The sequence below is a fragment of the Curtobacterium phyllosphaerae genome (assembly GCF_049341865.1).
Taxonomy (GTDB): Bacteria; Actinomycetota; Actinomycetes; order Actinomycetales; family Microbacteriaceae; genus Curtobacterium; species Curtobacterium phyllosphaerae.
Map to the genome: position 1 here is coordinate 523,429 of NZ_JBMPIU010000002.1, position 23,040 is coordinate 546,468.

Annotated in this window: 21 protein-coding genes and 1 tRNA gene; 12 read left to right on the top strand and 10 right to left on the bottom strand. The window is 72.2% G+C overall.

Features of this window, described 5'->3' with window-relative positions:
- Positions 1-88 precede the first annotated feature (88 nt).
- From ACO0E0_RS05690 to ACO0E0_RS05700, 3 genes are all read left to right on the top strand, one after another.
- Positions 89-901, top strand: coding sequence for an ABC transporter substrate-binding protein (locus ACO0E0_RS05690; RefSeq protein WP_422870421.1), 813 nt, complete (start codon positions 89-91; stop codon positions 899-901).
- A gap of 7 nt (positions 902-908) precedes the next feature.
- Positions 909-1,778: an amino acid ABC transporter permease gene (locus ACO0E0_RS05695; protein ID WP_422870422.1), complete on the top strand. Its 870-nt coding sequence runs from the start codon at positions 909-911 to the stop codon at positions 1,776-1,778.
- Positions 1,779-1,927: 149 nt separating this feature from the next.
- Positions 1,928-2,689, top strand: a complete 762-nt coding sequence (locus tag ACO0E0_RS05700) for an amino acid ABC transporter ATP-binding protein (RefSeq protein ID WP_422870458.1) — start codon at positions 1,928-1,930, stop codon at positions 2,687-2,689.
- A gap of 163 nt (positions 2,690-2,852) precedes the next feature.
- Here ACO0E0_RS05700 and ACO0E0_RS05705 read toward each other — a convergent pair whose 3' ends face one another.
- Positions 2,853-4,292, bottom strand: a complete 1,440-nt coding sequence (locus ACO0E0_RS05705) for a DHA2 family efflux MFS transporter permease subunit (protein ID WP_422870423.1) — start codon at positions 4,290-4,292, stop codon at positions 2,853-2,855.
- A 70-nt stretch (positions 4,293-4,362) separates the two neighbouring features.
- Here ACO0E0_RS05705 and ACO0E0_RS05710 point away from each other — a divergent pair, with 70 nt between their 5' ends.
- Positions 4,363-4,974, top strand: coding sequence for a TetR/AcrR family transcriptional regulator (locus ACO0E0_RS05710; protein ID WP_422870424.1), 612 nt, complete (start codon positions 4,363-4,365; stop codon positions 4,972-4,974).
- A 3-nt stretch (positions 4,975-4,977) separates the two neighbouring features.
- Here ACO0E0_RS05710 and ACO0E0_RS05715 read toward each other — a convergent pair whose 3' ends face one another.
- On the bottom strand, positions 4,978-5,958 hold the full coding sequence (locus ACO0E0_RS05715) for an NAD(P)H-quinone oxidoreductase (RefSeq protein WP_422870425.1): 981 nt from the start codon (positions 5,956-5,958) through the stop codon (positions 4,978-4,980).
- Positions 5,959-6,064: 106 nt separating this feature from the next.
- Here ACO0E0_RS05715 and ACO0E0_RS05720 point away from each other — a divergent pair, with 106 nt between their 5' ends.
- Positions 6,065-6,496, top strand: a complete 432-nt coding sequence (locus ACO0E0_RS05720; RefSeq protein WP_422870426.1) for a hypothetical protein — start codon at positions 6,065-6,067, stop codon at positions 6,494-6,496.
- A 163-nt stretch (positions 6,497-6,659) separates the two neighbouring features.
- Here the strand turns inward: ACO0E0_RS05720 and ACO0E0_RS05725 are convergent, their stop codons facing one another.
- Positions 6,660-7,538, bottom strand: coding sequence for an aldo/keto reductase (locus ACO0E0_RS05725; protein ID WP_422870427.1), 879 nt, complete (start codon positions 7,536-7,538; stop codon positions 6,660-6,662).
- 133 nt (positions 7,539-7,671) lie between these two features.
- On the opposite strand from ACO0E0_RS05725, the gene ACO0E0_RS05730 reads away from it, so the two are divergent.
- Positions 7,672-7,797, top strand: a complete 126-nt coding sequence (locus ACO0E0_RS05730) for a hypothetical protein (RefSeq protein ID WP_422870428.1) — start codon at positions 7,672-7,674, stop codon at positions 7,795-7,797.
- 36 nt (positions 7,798-7,833) lie between these two features.
- On the opposite strand, the gene ACO0E0_RS05735 is transcribed toward ACO0E0_RS05730, so the two are convergent.
- The 4 genes from ACO0E0_RS05735 to ACO0E0_RS05750 are packed head-to-tail and all read right to left on the bottom strand — an operon-like array spanning position 7,834 to position 12,446.
- Positions 7,834-9,120 carry an FAD-dependent oxidoreductase gene (locus tag ACO0E0_RS05735; RefSeq protein WP_422870429.1) on the bottom strand — a complete coding sequence of 429 codons (1,287 nt, stop codon included), beginning with the start codon at positions 9,118-9,120 and terminating at the stop codon, positions 7,834-7,836.
- Between the two features lie 35 nt (positions 9,121-9,155).
- The gene (locus ACO0E0_RS05740; protein WP_422870430.1) at positions 9,156-11,060 is read right to left on the bottom strand and encodes a gamma-glutamyltransferase family protein; all 1,905 of its coding nucleotides are present in this window, start codon (positions 11,058-11,060) and stop codon (positions 9,156-9,158) included.
- Positions 11,061-11,088: 28 nt separating this feature from the next.
- The gene (locus ACO0E0_RS05745; protein WP_422870431.1) at positions 11,089-11,577 is read right to left on the bottom strand and encodes a hypothetical protein; all 489 of its coding nucleotides are present in this window, start codon (positions 11,575-11,577) and stop codon (positions 11,089-11,091) included.
- Positions 11,574-12,446 carry an HpcH/HpaI aldolase/citrate lyase family protein gene (locus ACO0E0_RS05750; protein ID WP_422870432.1) on the bottom strand — a complete coding sequence of 291 codons (873 nt, stop codon included), beginning with the start codon at positions 12,444-12,446 and terminating at the stop codon, positions 11,574-11,576. The genes ACO0E0_RS05745 and ACO0E0_RS05750 overlap by 4 nt, the downstream gene beginning before the upstream one ends.
- A gap of 306 nt (positions 12,447-12,752) precedes the next feature.
- Here ACO0E0_RS05750 and ACO0E0_RS05755 point away from each other — a divergent pair, with 306 nt between their 5' ends.
- Both ACO0E0_RS05755 and ACO0E0_RS05760 read left to right on the top strand, forming a co-directional pair.
- Entirely contained in the window at positions 12,753-16,448 is a 3,696-nt protein-coding gene (locus ACO0E0_RS05755; protein ID WP_422870459.1) for an AAA family ATPase, read from the top strand.
- Positions 16,449-16,819: 371 nt separating this feature from the next.
- On the top strand, positions 16,820-17,407 hold the full coding sequence (locus tag ACO0E0_RS05760) for a CDP-alcohol phosphatidyltransferase family protein (protein ID WP_422870433.1): 588 nt from the start codon (positions 16,820-16,822) through the stop codon (positions 17,405-17,407).
- A gap of 27 nt (positions 17,408-17,434) precedes the next feature.
- On the opposite strand, the gene mscL is transcribed toward ACO0E0_RS05760, so the two are convergent.
- The 3 genes from mscL to ACO0E0_RS05775 all read right to left on the bottom strand — a co-directional run bounded on the left by mscL (position 17,435) and on the right by ACO0E0_RS05775 (position 19,001).
- Positions 17,435-17,935 (bottom strand): large conductance mechanosensitive channel protein MscL, encoded by a 501-nt coding sequence (gene mscL, locus ACO0E0_RS05765; RefSeq protein ID WP_422870434.1) that lies wholly within the window; start codon positions 17,933-17,935, stop codon positions 17,435-17,437.
- A 62-nt stretch (positions 17,936-17,997) separates the two neighbouring features.
- Positions 17,998-18,414: an FmdB family zinc ribbon protein gene (locus ACO0E0_RS05770; RefSeq protein ID WP_422870435.1), complete on the bottom strand. Its 417-nt coding sequence runs from the start codon at positions 18,412-18,414 to the stop codon at positions 17,998-18,000.
- Positions 18,415-18,416: 2 nt separating this feature from the next.
- On the bottom strand, positions 18,417-19,001 hold the full coding sequence (locus ACO0E0_RS05775) for a 5-formyltetrahydrofolate cyclo-ligase (protein WP_422870436.1): 585 nt from the start codon (positions 18,999-19,001) through the stop codon (positions 18,417-18,419).
- 103 nt (positions 19,002-19,104) lie between these two features.
- Between ACO0E0_RS05775 and galU the strand changes: the two genes are divergently transcribed.
- The 4 genes from galU to ACO0E0_RS05795 all read left to right on the top strand — a co-directional run bounded on the left by galU (position 19,105) and on the right by ACO0E0_RS05795 (position 22,208).
- Entirely contained in the window at positions 19,105-19,995 is an 891-nt protein-coding gene (galU, locus tag ACO0E0_RS05780) for a UTP--glucose-1-phosphate uridylyltransferase GalU (RefSeq protein ID WP_422870437.1), read from the top strand.
- Positions 19,996-20,052: 57 nt separating this feature from the next.
- Complete coding sequence (locus tag ACO0E0_RS05785) at positions 20,053-20,724, top strand: GNAT family N-acetyltransferase (protein ID WP_422870438.1); 672 nt, start codon at positions 20,053-20,055, stop codon at positions 20,722-20,724.
- 90 nt (positions 20,725-20,814) lie between these two features.
- Positions 20,815-21,984 carry a hypothetical protein gene (locus ACO0E0_RS05790; RefSeq protein WP_422870439.1) on the top strand — a complete coding sequence of 390 codons (1,170 nt, stop codon included), beginning with the start codon at positions 20,815-20,817 and terminating at the stop codon, positions 21,982-21,984.
- Between the two features lie 148 nt (positions 21,985-22,132).
- Positions 22,133-22,208: transfer RNA gene (locus ACO0E0_RS05795), tRNA-Ala, on the top strand.
- The last annotated feature ends 832 nt before the right edge of the window (positions 22,209-23,040 follow it).

Here is a 23,040-nt window from a genome sequence, read left to right on the forward strand (position 1 = left end):
ATCGACTCGCACCGCGCCTCCAGTCCGTCGTACGATCGTCGCCATCCCCGCAGCGCGACCCGAGCGCTCGACCGACTGAAGGCACGACATGTCGCTCCGCCGATCCCTGCTCCTCTCCGTCACCGCTGCTGCCGCGGCGTTCGCCCTCGCCGCCTGTTCGACCGGGGGGACGAGCAGCAGCGGGACGGTCACGAACGGCAAGCTCACGATCGCGACCGGGCAGCCGGCGTACTCCCCGTGGGTCCTCGACGACAACCCGCAGTCGGGCAAGGGCTTCGAGTCCGCCGTCGCCTACGCCGTCGCGAAGCAGATGGGGTACGGCCGCGGTGACGTCGTGTGGAAGCGCTCCACGTTCGACAGCGCGATCGCGCCCGGTGCGAAGGACTGGGACATGAACCTGCAGCAGTTCTCGATCACGAAGAAGCGCGAGAAGGCCGTCGACTTCTCGCCGGCGTACTACACGACGAGCCAGGCGGTCGTCACCACGAAGCAGTCCAAGGCCGACGGGGTCACCACGATCGCCGGCCTCAAGGGGCTGCGCATCGGTGTCGCGACCGGCAGCACGAGCTACGACGTCGTGAACGACCAGATCGGTCAGCCGCAGGTCTTCAACTCGAACGACGACGCCGTGCTCGCGCTCAAGTCCGGGCAGATCGACGCGCTCGTCACCGACCTGCCGACCGCGTTCTACGTCGCCGCGTCGCAGCTCACCGGCGGCGAGGTCAGCGCCCAGTTCCCCGCCGACGGCTCCGGCGACCAGTTCGGCATCGTGCTCCCGAAGGGGTCCGCGCTGACCCCGAAGGTCACGAAGGCCGTGGACACGCTGAAGTCGAACGGCACGCTCGACGCCCTCACCACCAAGTGGCTGTCGGCGGAGACCGGCACGCCGGTCCTGAAGTAGCGGGACCGTGACCGCACCGACGACCGCTCCACCCCCGGCGGTGCCGAGCGAGGTGGAGCTCGAACGCCGGCTGTTCCGGCAGCAGCGCGGTCGCCGGTCGATCGTGGTGAGCGTCGTCTCGACGGTGGTCGTCGTGGCGATCGTCTGGATCGGTCTGGTGAACACCCCCGGGTGGGCCACCGTGCAGCAGACGTTCTTCGACCCGTCGACCGCGGTGGAGAAGTTCCCGCAGATCCTCCTCGGTCTGTGGTTGAACGTGCGGATCCTGTTCTTCGCCTCGATCGGCGTCGCGGTGTTCGCGACGCTCCTCGCCGTGGTGCGCGGCCTGCGGAGCCCGGTGGCCTTCCCGCTGCGGGTCCTCGCGACCGGGTACACGGACCTGTTCCGGGGTCTGCCGCTCATCATCGTGCTGTACCTCGTCGGGTTCGGGATCCCGGCGCTCCTGCCGTCCACGCGCCTCCCGGCCGAGGTCTGGGGAACGATCGCGATCGTCCTGACGTACTCGTCCTACGTGGCGGAGGTCCTCCGCGCCGGCATGGAGGCGGTGCACCCCTCGCAGCGGCTCGCGGCACGGTCGCTCGGACTCTCGCACATCCAGACGCTCCGGCTCGTGGTGCTGCCGCAGGGGCTCCGGAAGGTCACGCCGGCGCTCATGAACGACTTCGTGTCGATGCAGAAGGACGTCGGTCTCGTCTCGATCCTCGGGGCGGTGGACGCCGTCCGGAGTGCCCAGATCGCCCAGGCCGACACGTACAACTTCACGCCGTACGTGGTCGCCGGACTGCTCTTCGTCGCGATCAGCCTGCCGCTCATCCGGGTCACGGACGCGCTCGCCCGGCGACAGCAGCGCCGTGAGCAGATCGGCGGGACGGTGTGAGCGCCGTCGGCGGTCTGTCGGACCCGAACCGCGAGTCGCGGCCGATCATCCTGTCGTCCGGGCGACCCGCGCGGCGCGACCCGGCGTCCGGGTCCGGTCCGGCGCCCGGAGCCGGTCCGGAACCCGGGTCCGGTCCGGCGCCCGACGGACTGGAGGCACGGGGCGCGTCCGACGCGTCGGCACCGGTCCTGGAGCTGCGCGGGGTCCGCAAGTCGTTCGGCGACGTCGGGGTCCTGCGGGGCATCGACCTGGCCGTGCAGCGCCACGAGGTCATCGCGGTGATCGGGGCGTCCGGTTCCGGCAAGTCGACGCTCCTCAAGACGGTGAACCTGCTCGAGGGGATCGACGACGGGCAGATCTTCCTGCAGGGGTCGGACATCTCGGACCCGCGCGTGGACGTCGACGCGACGAGGGCGCGGATCGGCGTCGTCTTCCAGCAGTTCAACCTGTTCCCGCACATGACGGTCCTCGACAACGTGACGCTCGCGTCGCGGCGGGTGCACCGCGTCGCACGTGCCGAGGCCTCGGCGGCTGCCGTCGCCCTGCTGGAACGGGTCGGACTCGGCGGGTTCGCCTCGGCCTGGCCGGACCGGCTGTCCGGGGGGCAGCAGCAGCGGGTCGCGATCGTCCGGGCGATCGTCACCGACCCGGAGCTGCTCCTGCTCGACGAGGTGACCTCCGCGCTCGACCCGCAGCTCGTCGGCGAGGTGCTCGACCTCGTGACGGAGCTCAAGCAGGGCGGCTCGACCATCCTCATGACGACGCACGAGATGCACTTCGCCCGGAACGTCGCGGACCGGGTGGTGTTCCTGCACGAGGGTGCGGTCGTGGAGCAGGGTCCGCCCGCCGCGGTCCTCGACGACCCACAGCACCCGGCGCTCCGCGCGTTCCTGGAGCGCGTCGCGCGCTGAGTGCCGCGCGCTGGGCCCCTCGCACCGGGCGCCGCGCGCGCTCGCTAGCGTGCAGTTCCGCCCCGTGTTCGCCGCGGACACGGGGCAGAACTGCACGCTCAGCGCGCCGGGACGAGGGGGAGTCGGCACGCTCAGCACGTCAGCACGTCAGCACGTCAGCACGTCAGCGCGTCGGGACGAGGGCGGGAGCGGCCTCGAGTTCGGCATCCGGCACGGTCCGCGTGGCGCGGCCGGCGGGGAGGAACAGGGCCGCGACCGCCGCGAACAGCACGACACTGGCGCCGACGAGCACCGCCGGGACCGCCGCGTCGACGTAGCCCGTCGGGGTGAGCTGGCCGCCGGCCCCGGTGAACACCGCCGTGAGGACCGCGATGCCGAGCGCCACCCCGATCTCCCGGAGCGTCGAGTTCGTCCCGGAGGCCTTCGCGTGGTCGTCGGGCGCCATCCGGGACAGCACCGCCGTCGAGATCGGGGCGAACGCGAGTCCCATCCCGACGCCGGCGAGCACGAACCCCGGCAGCATCGTGCGGTACGACACGTCGGCCGACATCGTCAGGGCGATCTCGAAGAGCCCTGCGGACAGGGACACCATGCCGGCGACGATGAGCGCGCGGGTGCCGATCCGCGGTGCGACCAGCCCGGTCAGCGGTGCGATCACCATCGGTGCGAGGGTCCACGGCATGGTCGCGACACCGGCTTCGAGCGGGGTCTTGCCCTGCACGACCTGCAGGAACTGGATGAGGATGAACACCGCACCGAACGCGCCGAAGCTGAACGTCATCGCGACGACGTTCGCGAGCGTGAAGCTCCGGTCCCGGAACAGTCGGAGCGGCAGCAGCGGGGCGCTGGTCCGGGACTCGCGGATCACGAACCCGACGAGCATCACGGCCCCGACCGCGAGGGCACCGATCACCTGGACGCTGTCCCAGCCCGCGTCGTTCCCCCGGACGATCCCGAACACGAGCCCGAGGACGCCGGCCCCGGCGAGCAGGACGCCGGGGACGTCGGCCCGCAGTCGGGCACCGAGGGTGTTCGGCAGTGCGAGGAGCGCGAGCGGGATCGCGACGACACCGACCGGGACGTTCAGCCAGAAGATCGCCTGCCAGTTCCAGCCCTCGACCACGGCACCGCCGATGAGCGGGCCGAGTGCGACGCCGAGCCCGGAGACGCCGCTCCAGACGCCGATCGCCAGGGAGCGGAACCGGTCGGGGACACTGCCGACGAGGAGGGTCAGGGAGAGCGGCATGACCGCGGCGGCTCCGGCACCCTCGAGCGCCCGGGCGGCGATGAGTGCGGTCGGGTCGCCGCTCACGGCGCAGAGGGCGGACGCGATCGTGAAGATGCCGATGCCCGCGGTGAACAGGTGCCGTCGGCCGAACCGGTCGCCGAGCCCGACCGCGAGGAGCATGAGGGCGGCGAAGGACAACGTGTACGCGTTCGTGATCCACTGCAGGTCCTCGACCGACGCGCCGAGGTCGTCGTGGATCACGGGGAGCGCACTCGTGACGACGAGGTTGTCGAGCGTCGCCATGAACATCGGCAGGGAGGCCGCGACGATCGCCAACCAGACGGGGACGCGGCGGGAGGGGAGCAAGCTGCTCATGGGGTGCCTTCCGGTAGTTGTAATCGGATGATTACCTGGACTGTAGTAATCAACTGATAACCTGTCAACCATGACCCCGACCGCACGGATGCCCGCTGGCGAACGCCGGGCGCAGATCCTCGACGCCGCGCGGGACGTCTTCGGCCGCCGCGGCTACCACGGCACCACGACCGACCAGGTCGCGAAGGCCGCTGGCATCAGCCAGCCGTACGTCGTCCGCATGTTCGGCTCGAAGGAGCAGCTGTTCCTGGAGGTCCTCGACGACACGCTGCGGACGCTCCTCGACGCGTTCCGCGACGCCCTGTCGGCCTCGCTCGAGCGCGGGGACGACGAGGAGGCGCGCGGCGGCGCCATCGGTGCGGCCTACCTCGACCTCTCCGAGAACCGTGGGTTCCACACGCTGCTGCTCCAGGGCTTCGTGTCCGGCGCCGAGCCGGCGATCGGTGCGGCCGCGCGTGCGGGGTTCCTGGAGGTCTACCGGTTCCTCGTCCACGAGGCCGGGTTCGACGGCCCCCGGGTCAGCGAGTTCCTCGGTGGCGGCATGCTGTTCAGCGTCCTCCTCGGGATCGAGATGCCGACGCTCTACGACGCCGACCGGGATGCCGCCGCGCTCATGGAGGTCACGTTCGGTTCGAAGTGCGCCCCGATCGTCGAGGCGGAGCGCGCCCGACGGGGCGTCTGACGCCTACGCCGTCAGCAGCACCTTGCCGATCGTCCCGCCGCCGACGACCAGCCGGTGTGCGGATGCGGCGTCCCGCATCGGCAGGACGGTGTCGATGACGGGGGCGACCCTCCCGTCCGCGACGAACGGCCAGACGTGCTCGCGGACCGCACGGACGATCGCCGCCTTCTCGGCCGCCGGCCGGGCGCGGAGCGTGGTCGCCGACACGCTGCCGCGCTTCCGCATGAGCAGGCCGAGGTCGAGCGGGGCGTCCGGCTCGTCGCCGACCGATCCGATCACCACGAGGTGGCCGTTCGGTGCCAGTGCCTCGATGTTCCGCCGGAGGTAGGACGGGCCGACGATGTCCCACACCACGTCGGCACCGACGCCGTCCGTGGCCTCCGCGACCGCCTGCACGAAGTCCTGCTCGCGGTGGTTCACCACGACGTCCGCACCGAGCCGCTCGGCCGCTCGTCCCTTGTCCTCGGAGCCGACCGTCGCGATGACACGTGCACCGAGCGCGTGCGCCCACTGGATCGCGTGCGACCCCATCCCGCTCGCACCGCCGTGCACGAGGAGCGTCTGCCCCGCCCGTAGTCCGGCGATCATGCCGACGTTCGAGAAGACCGTGCAGGCGGCTTCCGGGAGGCCCGCAGCGGCGACCAGGTCGAGTTCCGACGGCACCGGCAACAGTTGGGCAGCGGGCACCGCGACGAGCTCGGCGTACCCGCCGCCACTGAGGAGTGCGCACACCCGGTCGCCGACGGACCAGTCCGTCACGCCGTCGCCGAGGGCGACGATCGTGCCGGAGCACTCCAGTCCGAGGACCGGTGAGGCTCCGGGCGGCACCGGGTACCCGCCGCGCCGCTGCATGAGGTCGGCGTTGTTGACACCGGCGGCGGCGACCCGGACGAGGACCTCGCCCTGGGCGGGAGCGGCGTCGGGGACCTCGGTCCAGGCGAGGACGTCCTCGTCGCCGGGGTGGTCGAAGGTGATGGCGTGCATGGACCCGACCGTACGCGCGGCTGCTGCGGCGGCCTGGGACGTCGTCCGCCGCGGATGTAGTCTCGACGGGTCGTCCCACCCGAGGTGACGACGCTGAGGGGGACCCGTGCAGACACCGTCGAGGATCGTCACCGGCATCGCGGCTGCCGGACTCGCGCTCGTGATGCTCGCCGGGTGCTCCGGTGGCAGCGGATCGCAGTCCCAGTCCAAGGCCGACGCCTGCAGACAGATCCAGGACGAGCTGAAGGGCGTCTCGAGTCAGCTGCAGAGCCAGATCGCGAAGATCTCGTCCGATCCCGGTGCCGCTGCTGCGGCGCTGCGGAAGTTCGACGACAAGTTCTCGGACGGTGTCGACAAGGTCACCGAGCCGACCGTCAAGAAGCAGGCGTCGGCGGCGGAGGAGTCCTTCCACACCATGTCGACCGAGATCAGCGCCTACGCGAAGGACCCCGGGTCCGCCGACGTGTCGGAACTGCAGTCGACGCTGGCCACCCTCCAGCAGCGCATGACTACGCTGTCGAAGACCTGCGACGGCTGACCGGCCGCCGACGGGGGCTCGCCCGTCGAGGATGCCCGTCCGGGGCTCGCCCGTCGAGGATGCCCGTCGGGGGCTCGCTCGTCGAGGATGCAGAGAACCGCAGTGCGAACGCCGTCGCACTGCGGTTCTCTGCATCGTCGCGGGGTGTGGCAGCCCCGACGGGTCAGGCCGACGCGGCGTCCGCGGCGTCGAGTCGCTCGAGTTCCTCCGGGCGGAGCTTGATCGTCGGCGCGGTGACCGAGTTGAGGATCGACTGCGGGCGGGAGGCGCCGGGGATCGGGACGACGACGTCGCTCTTCGCCAGCTCCCAGGCCAGCGCGACGACCTGGGGCGTGACGCCGTGGTCGCGGGCGACGGTGGCGAACGCCTCGAACGTGCTGCCGAGGTCCGCCGCGCCGCCGATACCACCGAGCGGGCTCCACGGCAGGAACGCGATGCCGAGTTCGTCGCAGAGTTCGAGTTCGGCCTCGCTCGACCGGAAGGCCGGCGAGAACTGGTTCTGCACCGACACGAGACGGTCGTCGAGGATCTCGTTCGCCTGCCGGATCTGGTCGACGGTCGCGTTCGAGATCCCGGCCATCCGGATCACACCCTCATCCAGGAGCTCGACGAGCGCGCCGATCGAGTCCGCGTACGGCACGTCGGGGTCCGGGCGGTGGAACTGGTAGAGCCCGATCGCCTCGACGCCGAGGCGCTTCGCGGATGCCCTTGCGGCCTCCTTGAGGTACTTCGGGTCGCCGTTCTGCGCCCAGGCGCCGGCCTCGGGGCGGAGGTGGCCGCCCTTCGTCGCGACGAGCACGTGGTCGGTGTCGCCGCCGAAGTCGCGGAGCGCCTTCGCGATCAACGACTCGTTGTGGCCGACCTCGTCGTGGGCAGCCAAGTGGTAGGCGTCCGCAGTGTCGATCAGGGTGACTCCCGCTTCGAGCGCGGCATGGATGGTGGCGATGGCCTGTCGCTCGTCAGGTCGCCCCTCGATGGACATGGGCATGCCGCCCAGACCGATGGCACTGACGTCGACGTCGCCGATGGTTCGCTGCTTCATCGACCCAGCATGCGCTCCACCCCGTCGCACGCGTTCAGGTCGGTTGTCCACAGACCTCCTGCGGAGGCTTGTGCGGGGTGGTGGGCGGGTTCACACTGGGGGCCATCAATCCACCACGAGATCAGGAGTCGCCATGTCCGCCACGTCCCGTTCCGGCAAGCGTGATGCCGTCAAGCAGTCCATCGACGAGCAAGAGGTCCGCGACGCCCTGCTCCGCGAGCCCCTCGACGACACGGCCGGACAGCTCGCGGACGACTGAGCGCTGCGGTCCGGGTCGGCCGGCTCCCGCGCCGGGTCAGCTAGCCGACCCGGTGTGGTCGTCGCGCCGGGCGAACGGCGGAGCGTGTTCCGGGAGCGGTCCGAACGCGATCCCTCGTGCGTAGAGTCCGCGCGACCACGGCACGTGACGGGCCAGCGCCGTCGCGATGACGGGTGGTCCGTCCGCGAGCCGTCCGTCGAGCGCGGCCTGGAACACGACGCGGTGCAGGACCCGTTGCGCTGCCTGGACCACGAGCATCGGCGGGGTCCGACGTCGCTGGACGGCGCGCGACGCAGCACGCAGCGCCGCGGCGAGGTCGGTCGGCGCGGCGACGTCGGTCGACGCCGCGAGCACCGGCCGCAGGATCGCCGCGGCGGCCACGGCGTCCTGGACGGCCAGGTTGATGCCCACTCCTCCGGCCGGGGACATCGCATGCGCGGCGTCGCCGATGCAGAGCAGCCCGTCGCGCCACCAGCGCCGGAGCCGGTTCATCCGGACGTCGAGCACGTGCACGTCGTCCATCGAGGCCAGTGCGTCGAGCCGGTCCGCGAACTCCGGTCGGAGCGCCGCGACGCGCTCGCGGAACCGCGCCAGACCCTCGGCGCGGAGCCGTGCGTCGGACCCCTTCGCGGCGAAGAACGCGACCTGGTGGTAGTCCCGACGCGGGAAGCTCAGCAGCACGTCGTGTCCGCCGAACCGCGGCGTGAGCGACGTCGCTGCGTCGCCCGGTCGGAGCGGGAGCCGGAACCACCAGGTGTCGAACGGCACGGGGATCTCGATCGGGACCAGTCCTGCGGCCTGCCGGATGCGCGAGTCCCGACCGTCGCACGCGACCACGATGTCCGCCCGGAGCTCCTCGGCACCGCCGCCGGGACCGCGGAGGTGCACCCCGGTCACGCGGCCGTTCTCGACGATGACGTCCGTCGCGCTCGTGCCCATCCGGATCGAGAACGTCGGTTCGTCCGTCGCCGCGCGGACGAGCATGTCGAGGAGGTCCCACTGCGGCACCATGGCGACGTGGTCGTAGGGGGGTTCGAGCCGGGCGAACTCACCGAGGGTGACCTCGGACCCGTCGGGCAGCGGGAGCCGGAAGTCGTCGAGCCGTGACTGCGGGATCGCCCGGAACGCCGCGCCGAGGCCGAGCTCGTCGAGGAGCCGGATCGTCGACGCGTGCACGGTGTCCCCGCGGAAGTCCCGGTTGAAGTCGTCGTGCTGCTCGAGCACGGTCACCGCGACACCGCCTCGTGCGAGGAGCAGGCCGAGGACCACCCCGGCCGGGCCACCGCCGACGATCGCGCAGGTGGTCCGTGACACGGTGATCATGTCGCGCACACTCCGAGCGGTCCGGGATCGCCTGGTCACCGACCGGCCGCGTACGCCTGCGCACCGCGCGGGTTGGCCGCAGCGGACAGGAGGCCCGTGGCGGGGTCGCGGGAGACGCTCGAGAGGCGACCCAACGACCAGTCGCCGGCGCGGGTGACGACGTGACCACGGGCCTCCAGTCCGGCGATCACGTCGGCGCCGAGCCGGTCCTCGACGACCGCGCCGCCCGGCTCCCACGTGCGCGGCCAGAACGACCCGGCGAACGACGTCGAGTGCAGTGCCGGTGCGTCGATCGCCTGCTGCGGGCTGTACCCGCCGACGATGGTCCGGAGCAGGTAGAGCAGCTGCCACTGGTCCTGCTGGTCGCCGCCCGGCGAACCGAGCGCGACGACGGGGACGCCGTCGCGGAGCACGAGCGTGGGGGTGAGGGTCGTCCGGGGGCGCGCACCCGGTGTGAGGGTGGAGGCGGTGCCCTCCTCGAGCCAGGTCATCTGCAGGCGGCTGCCGAGACAGAAGCCGAGCTCGGGGATCGTCGGCGAGGACTGCAGCCAGCCGCCGGAGGGTGTCGCCGAGACGATGTTGCCCCAGCGGTCGACGACGTCGATGTGGCAGGTGTCACCGCGCATCTCGCCCGTGGGGGAGACGACCGCCTCTCCGGCGTCCTCCAGCGGAGCGGCGTCGTCGCGCGGAGCGGCGCCGTCGCGCGGAGCGGCGTCCTCCCGGGACCCCCCTGCGGGCCGCGGGAACGACCCGACGGTCGGTTCGCCGACCCCGGCCGCCTGGGCACCCGACGGCGGTGAGTACGACTCCCGGAGCGGCGGCATCGCACCCGGGACCCCGGACGTGCCCGGCCGGACCTCGAGTGACGCACGATCGCCGATGAGGGCCCGGCGCTCGGTCGCGTACTCGGCCGACAGCAGGTGGTCGAGCGGCACGTCGCCGTCGCCGTAGTACGCCTCGCGGTCGGCGAGGGCGAGCTTCTCGGCCTCGAGGATCGTGTGCGCACCGTCGACGGTCGACGGGTCGAGCAGGTCGTCGTCCATCGGCTCGAGGATCGCGAGCGTCTGCAGCAGCGCCGGACCCTGTCCCCATGCGCCGGTCTTCGCGATGGTGTGTCCCCGGAAGTCCAGGGTCACGGCGGGTTCGACGGACGCGCGGAACGCCGCCATGTCGGACGCCCGGATGACGCCGGCGTGGTCCGAGCCCGAGGCGTGTCGGTGCGGGGTGCGGACGAACCGGTCGACGGCCTCGGCGACGAACCCCTCGGCCCAGGCGGACCGCGCGGCGTCGATCCGCTCCTCGCGCGTGACGTCCGGCCCGCCGGCGGCGGCGAGGCGTTCGAGCACGGACGCGTACGCCGCGTTCCGGACGACCTCGTCGGCCTCGGGCACGCGGCCCCCCGGCATCCACCGCTCGGCGGAGGTCGGCCAGTGCTCGGTGAAGAGCGCGGCCACGGCACCGATCGTCGCAGCGACCCGACCAGCCAGGGGGTGCCCGTCGCGCGCGTACCCGATGGCGTACTCGAGGACGTCGGCGAGCTCCCACGTGCCGTGGTCGCGGAGCAGCAGGAACCAGGCGTCGACCGCGCCCGGCACGGCCGCGGCCAGCGCGCCGGACCCGGGGACGAGTTCGAGGCCCTCGCCCCGGTAGTGCTCGACCGTCGCACCCGCAGGCGCCGGCCCCTGCCCCATCAGCACGCGCGGCGTCGGGTCGGCGGCCGTGGCGAAGATCCCCACCATGTCCCCGCCCGGCCCGTTGAGGTGCGGCTCGACGACGTGCAGCACGAACGCCCCCGCCGTCGCGGCGTCGAACGCGTTGCCGCCCCGCTCGAGCACGGACTGCGCGCTCGCCGTGGCCAGCCAGTGCGTCGCGGCGGACATGCCGAACGTCCCGCGGAGGTCGGGGCGGGTCTGGAACGCGGGCGGGACGGTGTAGGCCATGGGTCGCCTTTCGAGCGTGGTCGCGGGGTCAGCTCCCCGGGAGCGGGTACGGCTGGGCGGTCATCTGCCCCTCGCCGGTGTGTTCGGCGGCGGCCGAGTACACGATCGCGCCCCCGACGACGCACGCGATCGTCAGGACGAGCCCGACCGCCGCGATCCACCAGGTCGTCCGGCGTCGGACCCAGGTCGCGATGACGGCGACGAGCGCGGCGACCCCGATCACGAACGACCCGCCGACGACGATCGCGGCCCCGCCGAGCACGCCGCCCGGGGAGCACCCGGTCGCGGCGTCGCAGGCGGCGACCTGCACGAAGAGCGCGATCACGGTGATGATGCCGACGATGATCGTCAGGAGCGCTCCGGCCGCGAGGAGCACGACGGTGACGACCCGGTCCGTGAACCGGCCCGCGGAGGGCAGGAGCGAGGTGCCGCCCCGTTGCCAGGCGAGCCGTGCCTCCCGGTCCTCCGGCGTCTCCCAGCGGTCCGCCGGACCGCCGCCCGCACCGTTCCAGCTCACCGTGCCTCCACCCCGAACGCCTGCGCCAGCTTCTGGATCTTCTGCGCCCGGCCGAGCCGGGGGAGGTCCGAGCCGTCCCGGATGACCTGACCGCGCGCGTCGAAGTCGTCGAGGAAGTCCTGCGCCCAGGCCACGTCGGTCGGGGTGGGGGAGATGACCTCGTTGATGACGGGGAGCTGCTCCGTGTCGAGACAGAGCTTGCCGGTCAGCCCGAGCGACACCGCGACCTGCGACTGCTCGCGGAGGATGGGGTGCGAGGACCCGACCGTGGGGCCGTCGATCGGTCCGGGGAGGTTCCCGACCCGCGACGCCACGACGAGGCGGGAGCGCGGGTAGGCCATCGCCAGGGTGTCGGCGGAGGTGCCGGTGTCGCGGCGGTAGTCACCACTGCCGAACGCCAGCCGGAAGGCGCCCTTGGCGCGGGCGATCGTGCTCGCGTCCTCGATCCCGAGGGCGGACTCGACGAGCGCGATCACGGGCGTGGTGCCGCCGAGGCGGTGGAACGTGTCGGTGACCTGCTCGGCGGCCTCGGTCTTGGCGAGCATCACGCCCTTCAGCCCGGGGAGTGCCCGGAGCGCCTCGAGGTCGTCGGTCCAGAACGGCGTCGTGACGTCGTTGACGCGCACCCAGGCCTCGCCACCACCGGCGAGCCACGCGGCGACGGTGGCGCGGGCGGCGGGTTTCGCGGCGGGGTCGACGGCGTCCTCGATGTCGAGGATCACCTGGTCGGCACGGGACCGGGCTGCACGGTCGAACCGGTCCTCGGCGGTGCCGGAGACCAGGAGCCACGACCGACTGATCTCCGCGGGGACCTCGCGGTGACGGTCCGCGGTCGGGACGGGGGGAGCGGTGCGGTCGTCGATGGCCATGCACCTTGGTACCACAGGCCGGATGCGCGACACCGGGCCGAGGCGTCCCGTCGCCGCCCGTCGATCTGCAGAAACCTCGGTTCATTGCCAGATCGGGTCGGCGAAGCCGCCTACAGTAGCGGTGTGTGGCGTGCCGACAGGACCAACGAGCGTGAGGACGACGTGAGCGATGACGCTCTCGGCGACGACCTGCGCGCGCCCGAACCCCAGGACCGCGAACCGGAGGCCGGCCGCGTCGTCGCCGCGCCGGGACGGGAGGCCCGGGCGGACGTCCCAGGGTCGGCGGACGTCCCCGAGTCGGCGAACATCCCCGCGCACCAGGTGACGAGTCCGCAGCAGATAAGCCTCGGCGACCCGCGTCTGACCGCGGGGAACGCTGCCGAGCCGGCGTGGGACGCCTGGCGTCAGCAGCTGGCCGGCGTCGGCGGTACCTCGCCGCTGGTGCACTTCAGCGACCACCCTCGTTCCCGCATCGAGCTGAGCACCACGCACCCGGGCGGTCTCGCGCAGTTCATCACCGGCAAGACCACCCTCCTCTCGAGCCTGATCCGCGACGAGGTCGCGTTCCGTGCGGCCCGCATCGCAGCGGCGTTCGTCGAGGAGCGCGGCATGGAACTCGCGACGGTCCGGGGCATCGACGCCGTCAAGCTCGGCATCGGGATGGTCGACTGGAAGCACCAGGACGTCGACCACCGCGGGCCCGTGCTGCTCCGTCCGCTCGCGATCCGTCGCCACGGGCGGGACTTCGAGGTGCGACTGCTCGGCCAACCCGTGCTCAACCCGGGCCTCGCGGACGCGCTCCGCGACCAGTTCGGGATCGTGCTCGACGCCGAGACCTTCGTGGCGCTCGCCCAGCAAGACGGTTCGTTCACCCCGAACCCCGTCATCGACCGGCTCCGCGGCCTGACCGCGCACCTCAAGCACTTCAGCGTCCACCCCCGGCTCGTCGTGTCGACGTTCGCCGAGGTCGCGACCGGCATGGTCGAGGACGCCACCGAGCTCGCCCACCCCATCCTCGACGCGCTCGCCGGCAACCCGAGCGCGAAGTGGCAGGTCGAGCAGTCCTACCACCCGGTGGCGCAGACCCCGTCGGACGACCGCAGCCCGGAGACCGACACCCTGCTCCTCGACGCGGACGACGAGCAGGAGAACGTGATCGCGCAGATCACGGCCGGCAACTCGATCGTGGTGAAGACCCTGCCCGGCACCGGCGGGACGCAGACCATCGTGAACGCCCTGGCCGGCCTCGTCGCCGCGAACAAGCGGGTGCTCGTCGTGAGTCCGCGCCGTGCCACGCTCCGCGGGATCGCCAGTCGGTTCGGCGAGGTGCAGCTCCCCGGTGTCGCGGTCACCCCGGCGACGCTCCGCCGCGACGTCATCCGGGCGATCGCCCGGAACGAGAAGTCCGCCAAGCCGAACCTCCGCGAGGTCGACGACGCGCTCGTCCGGCTCCGCAAGGTGCTCCTCGACTACCGGGGCGCGCTCGGCCGGCAGGACCCGACGATCGGGGTGTCGGTGCTCGACTGCCTCGTCGAGCTGTCCCGGCTCTCACTCCTCCCCGTCCCGCCCGCGACCACCGCGCGGCTGTCGCGCACCTCCGTCGCGAGCATGGTGGACGGCCGAGCACGGGTCGCCGAGACCATGGTGAGCGCGGCGAACCTCGGCGAGTTCAAGTACGGCCCGGACGACTCGCCCTGGTACGGCGCGCGGTTCGCGTCGTCGGCGGCCGCCACCCGGGCGCACCAGATCGCGAAGGACCTGCACGCGAGCGGACTGCCGTCGCTCCTGCAGCGCGGGAACGACCTCATCGGCTCGACCCGGATGCGCCCGTTCACGACCATCGCCGAGCTCGGGGTCTACCTCCGGCTGCTCACCGAGATCCGCGACACCCTCGACCGGTTCCTCCCCGTGGTCTTCGACCGTTCGGTGTCGGAACTCGTCGCCGCGACCGCGCCCCGCGGCGAGGGCTCGCCGATGTCGGCGACGAACCGTCGCCGCCTCAAGAAGCTCGCACGCGAGTACGTCCGCCCCGGCGTGCACGTGTCCGACCTGCACGAGGCGCTGACCCGGGTGCAGCAGCAGCGGACCCTTTGGCAGCGCTACGTCTCAGCCGGGGTGAACCCGGAGATCCCGACCGGCATCGCCGACGTCCAGGTGCTGTACTCCAACGTCGCCGAGGACCTCGCGAAGCTCGACGAGCCGCTCGGCAACACGAGCCGCGAGGACCAGCTCGCCAACCTGCCGATCGCGACCCTCGTCGCGTACGTGGAGGAACTCGCCGCCGAGTCCGACGTCCTGCACAACCTGCAGGAGCGCACGGAGCTCATGACGACGCTCCGCGACCTGGAGCTCGAACCCCTCATCACGGACCTCGCGAACCGGCACGTCCCGGAGTCGCAGGTCCCGGCCGAGCTCGAGCTCGCGTGGTGGCAGTCGGCCCTCGAGTCGATGCTCGAGGGCGATCGGGCACTGCTCGGCGCGAACACGGACATGCTCGACCGGGTCGAGGCCGACTTCCGGCTCGTCGACGACGCGCACGCGGCCGGGGTCTCCCAGGGCCTCGCGTGGCAGCTCGCCGAGAACTGGAAGGTCGGGCTCGTCGACTGGCCGGAGGAGTCGGCGCAGCTCAAGGCCCAGCTCCGCCAGCCCGCCATCACCTCGCGTCTCCTGCACGACTCCGCCCCGCACCTGTCGCGCGCGATCGCACCGGTGTGGCTCGCGTCGCCGTACGAGGTGCCGTCGATCGCGGACACGATGCCGTTCGACACCGTGATCCTCGTCGACGCCGGTGCCGTCACGATCGCCGAGACGGTCGGCGCGATCCGCCGTGCGAAGCAGACCGTCGTGTTCGGTGACCCGGTGACGCAGACCCCGTCGCCGTTCCGGATCGCCGTCGACCCCGACCACCGTGCGCTCCGGGTGGACGAGCAGATCCTCGACTCCCTGCACGCCGACTCGGCACTCGCCAAGCTGTCGACGCTCCTGCCGACGCTGTCCCTGACCCGCTCGTACCGGGCGGGCGGCGAGGACCTCGCGGAGCTCGTCAACCGGCGTTTCTACGGCGGCCGCATCGAGTCGCTCCCGTGGGCCGGGTCGTTCCTCGGGCACGGGTCGATCGCGCTCGACTACGTCGCCGAGGGCAAGGCGGTCCCGGACCCGGAGTCCGGGGCGGTGGAGTCCGTGGACGCCGAGGTCGACCGCGTGGTGCGGCTCGTCCTCGACCACGCGAAGACCCGGCCGACCGAGTCGCTCATGGTCATCACGGCGTCGGCGAAGCACGCGGTGCGGGTCGAGCAGGCCGTGCTCACCGCCGTCCAGGGGCACAAGGACCTCACTGACTTCGTGATCGGCGACCGCGCGGAGCCGTTCATGGTCGCGACGCTCGAGCAGTCCGTCGCACAGAGCCGCGACCGCGTCGTGTTCTCGATCGGGTACGGCCGGACCCCGCACGGCCGGGTCCTCCGCGACTTCGGGTCGCTCGGACAGCCGGGTGGCGAGCGGCTCCTCGCGATCGCGATGACCCGGGCCCGGCGCTCGATGGTGATCGTGACCTGCTTCCAGCCGTCGGACATCGAGGCCGAGCGGATGGGCCACGGCACGGTCGCACTCGCCGAGATCCTCGCCGAGGTCCGTGCCCGCACGAGCATGGAGTACGTGCCCGACGACAGCGACCCGTTGCTCGTCGACCTCGCCCGACGCCTCGAGATGCGCGGCATCCCGGTCGCGCTCGGACACCGCGGCAAGCTCGGCCTCGTCGCGGCGCACGGCGGCGTCTGCGTCACGATCGAGACCGACGCGACGCTCGCGAACGGGTCGCTGCGCGAGTCGCTGCGGCTCCGCCCGGAGGTCCTCCGACGGCTCGGCTGGCACTACGTCCGCGTGCACGCGTTCCAGCTGTTCTCCGACCCGGACCGCGTCGCGACGACGGTGGCGCAGGTGCTCGGCGTCGACCGCGGTGCGACACAGGAGATCGCGATCCCGCCGGTGCCGGCGCGGCGCTGAGGCCCCCACCGATGGCCGGGAGGCGCGCCAGCCGACCCATGGGACCGGTCACGTCCGGCACGGACCACCTCCGCGGGACGTGGGCGGCCCCGGTCGCCGAGGTGCTGGTCGCCGAGGTGCCGGTCGCCGGGGTGCCGGTCGCCGGGATGCCGGTCGCGACCCCGTCGGCGGCGCGGGCCGACGACGGTTCGTCGGCCGTGCCTCCCGTCCGGTCCGGACCCACGTCTCGCCGGGGCCGGCGCGTGACGACCGCCCCGGTGCCGGGCTCGGATCCGCATCCCGCGCCGGAGCCGGCCCGACACGGCGAGGGCGAGAACGACGCCAGGCTGCGCTCGGACGTGCCTCCCCACTGGGGCTGACAGAATGGGACGATGACCGACACCACGCCGAGTGCACGGCCGGACTGGCAGACCTGGCCGAACCTGCTGACGCTGGTCCGGTTCCTGCTCATCCCGGTGTTCGTGGTCCTCGTCGTGCAGGGTCACCCCGGGTGGGCGATCATCACCCTGGCCGTCCTCGGCGTGACGGACTGGGCGGACGGGTTCATCGCGCGCCGGTTCGACCAGGGATCCGCGCTCGGCAAGATGCTCGACCCGCTCGCAGACCGCACCTCGATCGTGGCGATCGTGCTCTCGCTCGTCCTCGTCGGGCTGCTGCCGTGGTGGGTGGTCGCGGTTGTCCTGCTCGTCGACCTCGTCATGCTGGCCGTCTCGAGCGCGCTGTTCCACGGTTCGGCGGACCTCGACGTCACCTGGACCGGCAAGATCCGCTCGGCACTGCTCTTCGTCGGACTGCCGGTACTGCTGTTCTCGTCGGTCCAGGCCGTGCAGGACAGCGCACCATGGGTCCGCGTGGTGGCGCTCGTGTTCGTCTACGCCGGCACGGTCGGGCACGTCGTCGCGGGCTTCCAGTACGTGCTCGGCATGGTCCGGAAGGCGCGGCGGGTCCGGACCGCGTAGCGCGACGGGTCCGGGCCGTCCAGAGGACTACAGCTTCGTCGTGCTCGGGAGCCCGGGTCCCTCCGGTGCGTCCGAGTGGGCGGCGTGCGCACCCTCCACCCCGAGCGTGTCCCGGCCGGAGACGCTCCGGAGCAGGTCGCGGATCTCGAGGAGGACCTCGACGTCCGTCGGCGGGACGTCGGCCGGCGGCTTCTCCTCGTCCGCCTTCAACTTGGCGAAGGTGACCTTCATGAGGTGGTTCACCGGCAGCACCAGTGCGAAGTAGACGACCGCCGCGATGATGAGGAAGTTGATCAGCGCGCCGATGACCGCGCCGAAGAGCAGCTTGGCGTGCCCGCCGGACGCCGTCGGGATCGACACGATGAGCGTCTTGTCGAGCATGTTCGCGTTGAACGCCGCGCCGATGAGCGGGTTGATGACGTTCGTGACGATCGACGTCACGATGGCGGTGAACGCCGCACCGATGACCACCGCGACGGCGAGGTCGATGACGTTGCCGCGGAGCAGGAACTCTCTGAAGCCCTTCATGGGACCCCTTCCGGTCGGATGTGGTGCCACCCTAGCGGGGGAGCCGACCCGGGGTCCGCTGGTCAGGCCCCAGAGCCGCCGCTGCTGCTCCCGCCGCTGCTGCTGCTCCCGCTGCTGCTGCTGCTCCCGCTGGTCGACCCCGACCCCGACCCCGACGCCGCGGCAGCCGGCTTCGACTCGGTCTTCGGCGTGGACGAGCCGCTGTCGGCGGAGGCGCCCGTAGACGTCCCTGCCGCCGCCGCGCCGTCCTTGGAGGAACCCCCGGAACCCTCCGCACCGGAGCCCGAGCCTCCCGAGCCGCCGGAGCGCGAGTCGGTGCGGTAGAAGCCGGAGCCGTTGAACGTCACGCCGACGGGGCTGAACACCTTGCGGAGGACACCGCCGCACGTCGGGCACTCGGTGAGCGTGTCGTCGGTGAACGCCTGCTTGACGTCGAACGCGGTGCCGCACTCGGTGCAGCGGTAGGAATAGGTGGGCAACGCTAGCTCCGGAACGTGAGGATCCGAGACGGGGTGATGATGCCGTCGACGGGTTGGTCGTGACGCTCGCTCGGGACCTCGTCGAGGAACTCCGCATCGAACACCACAGCATAGACCGGGGGGCGCTTCGCCATGGAACCGAGGGTCTTGTCGTAGTACCCCCGGCCCCAGCCCATCCGCATGCCGCTCCGGTCGACCGCGGCCGCCGGGGTGAGGATCACGTCGACGTCGTTGATCGCGAGGGGGGAGAGGACCTCACCGACGACCTCCGGCATCCCGAACCGGCCCTCGCGCTCCGTCTCGCCGTCGCCGACCGCCCAGTCCAGGAGTCCGTCGTCGCGGGTGACCGGGAACAGGCACCGGATCCCCGCCTCGGCGGCCCAGTTCAGGAACGGGCGGACGTTCGGTTCGTCGGGGGACGACAGGTATGCGCTGAGCGAGGCGATCTCGCGTTCCTCCACGAAGCGCTGCAGGGTCGCGGTCAAGGTGAGCGCGTCGTGCTCCCGCTCGGTCCGGGTGCGAGCGCGTCGGCGCTGACGGAGTTCGGCGCGGAGGAGCTTCTTCTCGTGCCCGCTGTCGGCTTCCATGCCTGCGAGCCTAACCGGGGGTGCACTCGGCCCCGTGTCCCCCGTTCCGTGTCCTCCACTCCACCGACGGTCCCGTCGATGGAGAGCAGATACGCTCTGCGACATGGGTTACCAGATTTCCAAGGCCGTGATCCCAGCCGCAGGCCTGGGCACGCGCTTCCTCCCCGCGACCAAGGCGATGCCGAAGGAGATGCTCCCCGTCGTCGACAAGCCCGCGATCCAGTACGTCGTGGAGGAGGCGGTCGAGGCCGGTCTCACCGACGTCCTGATGATCACCGGGCGCAACAAGAACGCGCTCGAGAACCACTTCGACCACGTGTCGGAGCTCGAGGAGACGCTCCGGAAGAAGGGCGACCACGACAAGCTCGCCAAGGTGAACCAGTCGACGGACCTCGCCGACATGCACTACGTCCGGCAGGGCGACCCGCTCGGCCTCGGTCACGCGGTGCTGCGCGCCAAGATGCACGTCGGTCGCGAGCCGTTCGCCGTGCTCCTCGGCGACGACATCATCGACGCCCGCGACCCGCTCCTGAAGCGCATGATCGAGGTCCAGGGCGAGAAGAACGCGAGCGTCATCGCGCTCCTCGAGGTCCCCGAGTCGCAGACGCACCTCTACGGCATCGCCACGGTCGAGCCGACCGACACCGACGACGTCGTGAAGATCACGGGCCTCGTCGAGAAGCCCGCACCGGGCGAGGCGCCGTCGAACCTCGCGATCATCGGGCGCTACGTGATCCGTCCCGAGGTCTTCGACGTCCTCGAGAAGCAGGAGCCGGGCAAGGGCGGTGAGATCCAGCTCACCGACGCGCTCATGAAGATGGCGAGCGCCGAGGAGTGGACCGGCGGCGTGTACGGCGTCGTGTTCCGTGGACGCCGGTACGACACGGGTGACAAACTCGACTACATCAAGGCGATCGTCCAGCTCGCCTCAGACCGCGACGACCTCGGGCCGGAACTCAAGCAGTGGCTCAAGGAGTTCAACGCGGGCGAGTAGACGTCCCCTCGGGGACCGTCCCGCCAGGGACACCGGAACCAGGAACGTGACCCCTCGATGACGACCATCCCCACCCTGACGCACGGCCGGGTCTCCATCCGGCCGCTGCGGCTCCGTGACACCCGCGACCTCGACCTGGCGTTGTCCGGGAACCGCGAGTGGCTCCGGACGTGGGAGGCCACGAACCCGTCCGGGCATGTCTCCACCGACGTCCGCGGCAGCATCCGGGCCCTGCAGGCGAACGCGCGTGCCGGGCTCGGGCTGCCGTTCGCGATGGAGCTCGACGGTCGGTTCGTCGGACAGCTCAACGTGTCCGGCATCACGTACGGGTCGCTGGCGAGCGCGTCGATCGGCTACTGGGTCGTCGAGTCGGCCGCCGGGCACAACGTGACCCCGATCTCGGTCGCGATGGCCGTCGACCACTGTTTCCGCGTCGTCGGCATCCACCGGGTCGAGATCTGCATCCGTCCGGAGAACGCCCCCTCGCTCCGCGTCGTCGAGAAGCTCGGGTTCCGGTTCGAGGGGCTCCGCCGCCGGTACATCCACATCAACGGGGACTGGCGCGACCACTTCTGCTTCGCGCTCGTGGCCGAGGAGGTGCGCGACGGGGTCCTCGACCGCTGGGTCCGCGGCACGGTCCCGGCCGGTGTCGGCTCCGTGCCGGATGCGGCACGACAGGACGCGGCGATGCCGCTCGACACGCGGCGGCGCGGCGGCAGCGTCCTCTGAGGGCCGCGTGCGGGTGTCGCTCGCTCCGACGGCGGCAACACGCACTGCTCAATGAGGGTCTGGCCTCCCTCGCGCCCCTAGCGTGTTCGCATGAGCATCGGGTCCTGGAGCGGCGGCATCGTGCTGCTCGTCGCGGCCGTCCTCTGGCTCGCCTACCTGATGCCCTCGTGGCACGCCCGTCGGCAGTACCTCGCGACGGAACGGAACGCCATCCGGCTGCAGCAGACGCTCCGGATCCTCGCGCAGACCGCCGAGCTCCCGGAGGAGATCCGCGTGGAGATGAACGCCAAGTCCCTGGCCGAGGCCCAGCGCGTCGCCGCGAGCGAGGAGGCCCGGCGTCGGGCCATCGTCCGTGCCCACGAAGCCGCTCGCCAGCGCGAGATCACCCGCCGTCTCGCCGAGCAGGCCCCGGAGCTCGAGCGGGCCGCTTCGGCCCCGGCGCTGACCGTGATGCGCATGCGCCGTTCCCGGCTCGGGGCGACGCTGTTCGGCCTCCTCGGCATCGTCGTCGCCGTCGTCACGCTGGTGGTGGCTCCGGGCATGTGGCTCGTCGCGCTCGCGGGGATCCTCGCCGTCGTCGGGTCCGTCGCCGTGCTGGTGCAGCTCGCCGCCGTGTCCCGGGCCCGCCGTCTGCGCGGGGTGACGGCCGCGCCGGTCCGCACCCGGGCCTCCCGTCCGTCCGCTCGAGGAACCGCGGCGCCGGCCGCGCCGGTCGTGGCGGAGGTGACCACCACCGAGACCGCCGAGGACCGCTCGTGGACGCCCCGGGAGGTCCCCCGTCCGCTCTACGTCTCCCGGCCCGACGTCGAGCGTGCCCGTGAGGACGCCCGACGCGCGACCGCGGAGTCCTCCGGTGCGCTGGCAGCCCGACTCCGGCAACGCGTCGCGGCTGCGGCCGCGGAGGCCGACGCGGAGGCCGCCGCCTGGCAGGCCGAGACCGCCGCGATCCACGCGGCGAACACCGACCCGTCCGGCGCCCGGGTCACGCGCATCCGGTCCGACGTCGAGGCGGCGGCAGACGCCCTCGCCGAGTACGACGACGCGCCCGCCGCGACGCTCGCCGAGCGGATGGGCCTCCGGGCGCCGTCGCCGGCCGAGGGGCCGATCGCGCGGAGCATCGCCGCGCAGGCGACACCCGAGCCGGAGCCGACCTCGCCCGCAGAGCCACCGAGTCGGTACGCGGGCATGGGCTTGCTCGACACGGAGTCGTACGAGCGCACGGACCTCGACGCGGTCCTGCGTCGTCGTCGCGCGGTCTGAGGCCTGGGGCCGCGGGCGGTCTGGCCGGTCCGGCTGATGCTCTCGGTCTGGCTGGTCCGGCTGGCCCGGCTGGTCCGGCTGGTCCGGCTGGTCCGGCTGGCCCGATTTCGGATCACGGCTCGGGCGGTGCTAGGCTTGCCGGGCACTTGGGGCTATGGCGCAGTTGGTAGCGCGTCTCGTTCGCAATGAGAAGGTCAGGGGTTCGAATCCCCTTAGCTCCACCAGGTCATCGAAGAAGGCCCGGGTCCACGAGGACTCGGGCCTTCGTCGTTCCCGCGCCGGTGCCTGTCCCGCCGGTCGCCCGCGCTGACCGTGCACTTTCGCCCCGTGGTCCAGGCGCGGACGCGGCCGAAGTGCACGCTCGCGGTCGTTCCCGTGTCGCCTCCGGGTGGCGGCCGCGCTGAGGGTGCAGTTCCGCCGCGTGTTCCAGGCGGGGACGCGGCCGAAGTGCACGCTCGCGGTCGCCCGTGCTGGCGGCGGGTGGAGGTCGCGCTGAGCGTGCAGTTCCGTCGCGTGTTCCAGGCGGGAACGCGGCCGAAGTGCACGCTCGCGGTCGCCCGTGCTGGCGGGGGGGGGGGGGGGCGTCTCGGAGGCCGGCCGCGTCGGGCGTGCGCACCCGCGTCGGCTGTCGGTGGAGGCCGCATCGGGGGTGCTCACCCGTGTCGGCTGCGGGTGGGGGCCGCGCCGAGTGTGCGTACCCTCGTCGGCTGCGGATGGAGGCCGCGGGTGGGGGCTGCGCCGAGGTTGCAGTTTGGCCGCGTATACCGGGCGGGAACGCGGCCGAACTGCACGCTCGCGGTCGCCCTTGCTGGAGGCGGGTGGGGGTGGGCGTCTCGGAGGCCGGCCGCGCAGAGCGTGCGCACCCGCATCGGGTGGCGGTGCGGGCCGCGTCGGGGGTGCTCACCCGTGTCGGCTGCGGGTGGGGGCTGCGCTGAGGGTGCAGTTTCGCCGCGTGGTTCGGGCGTGGACGCGGCCGGACTGCACGCTCGACGGGGGGCCCGTGCCGGCGCGGGGGCGGGGGTGGACGCGGGAGAGCGCCCCGGCTCGGTGGAGTCG

Excerpts from the sequence above, each read along its gene's own strand:
- ACO0E0_RS05790 (WP_422870439.1), top strand. The coding sequence starts at position 20,815 with ATGAGCATCGGGTCCTGGAGCGGCGGCATCGTGCTGCTCGTCGCGGCC.
- ACO0E0_RS05740 (WP_422870430.1), bottom strand. The coding sequence starts at position 11,060 with ATGGCCTACACCGTCCCGCCCGCGTTCCAGACCCGCCCCGACCTCCGC.
- ACO0E0_RS05760 (WP_422870433.1), top strand. The coding sequence starts at position 16,820 with ATGACCGACACCACGCCGAGTGCACGGCCGGACTGGCAGACCTGGCCG.
- mscL (WP_422870434.1), bottom strand. The coding sequence starts at position 17,935 with ATGAAGGGCTTCAGAGAGTTCCTGCTCCGCGGCAACGTCATCGACCTC.
- ACO0E0_RS05750 (WP_422870432.1), bottom strand. The coding sequence starts at position 12,446 with ATGGCCATCGACGACCGCACCGCTCCCCCCGTCCCGACCGCGGACCGT.
- galU (WP_422870437.1), top strand. The coding sequence starts at position 19,105 with ATGGGTTACCAGATTTCCAAGGCCGTGATCCCAGCCGCAGGCCTGGGC.
- ACO0E0_RS05690 (WP_422870421.1), top strand. The coding sequence starts at position 89 with ATGTCGCTCCGCCGATCCCTGCTCCTCTCCGTCACCGCTGCTGCCGCG.
- ACO0E0_RS05715 (WP_422870425.1), bottom strand. The coding sequence starts at position 5,958 with ATGCACGCCATCACCTTCGACCACCCCGGCGACGAGGACGTCCTCGCC.
- ACO0E0_RS05785 (WP_422870438.1), top strand. The coding sequence starts at position 20,053 with ATGACGACCATCCCCACCCTGACGCACGGCCGGGTCTCCATCCGGCCG.
- ACO0E0_RS05775 (WP_422870436.1), bottom strand. The coding sequence starts at position 19,001 with ATGGAAGCCGACAGCGGGCACGAGAAGAAGCTCCTCCGCGCCGAACTC.
- ACO0E0_RS05710 (WP_422870424.1), top strand. The coding sequence starts at position 4,363 with ATGACCCCGACCGCACGGATGCCCGCTGGCGAACGCCGGGCGCAGATC.
- ACO0E0_RS05730 (WP_422870428.1), top strand. The coding sequence starts at position 7,672 with ATGTCCGCCACGTCCCGTTCCGGCAAGCGTGATGCCGTCAAGCAGTCC.
- ACO0E0_RS05735 (WP_422870429.1), bottom strand. The coding sequence starts at position 9,120 with ATGATCACCGTGTCACGGACCACCTGCGCGATCGTCGGCGGTGGCCCG.
- ACO0E0_RS05705 (WP_422870423.1), bottom strand. The coding sequence starts at position 4,292 with ATGAGCAGCTTGCTCCCCTCCCGCCGCGTCCCCGTCTGGTTGGCGATC.
- ACO0E0_RS05725 (WP_422870427.1), bottom strand. The coding sequence starts at position 7,538 with ATGAAGCAGCGAACCATCGGCGACGTCGACGTCAGTGCCATCGGTCTG.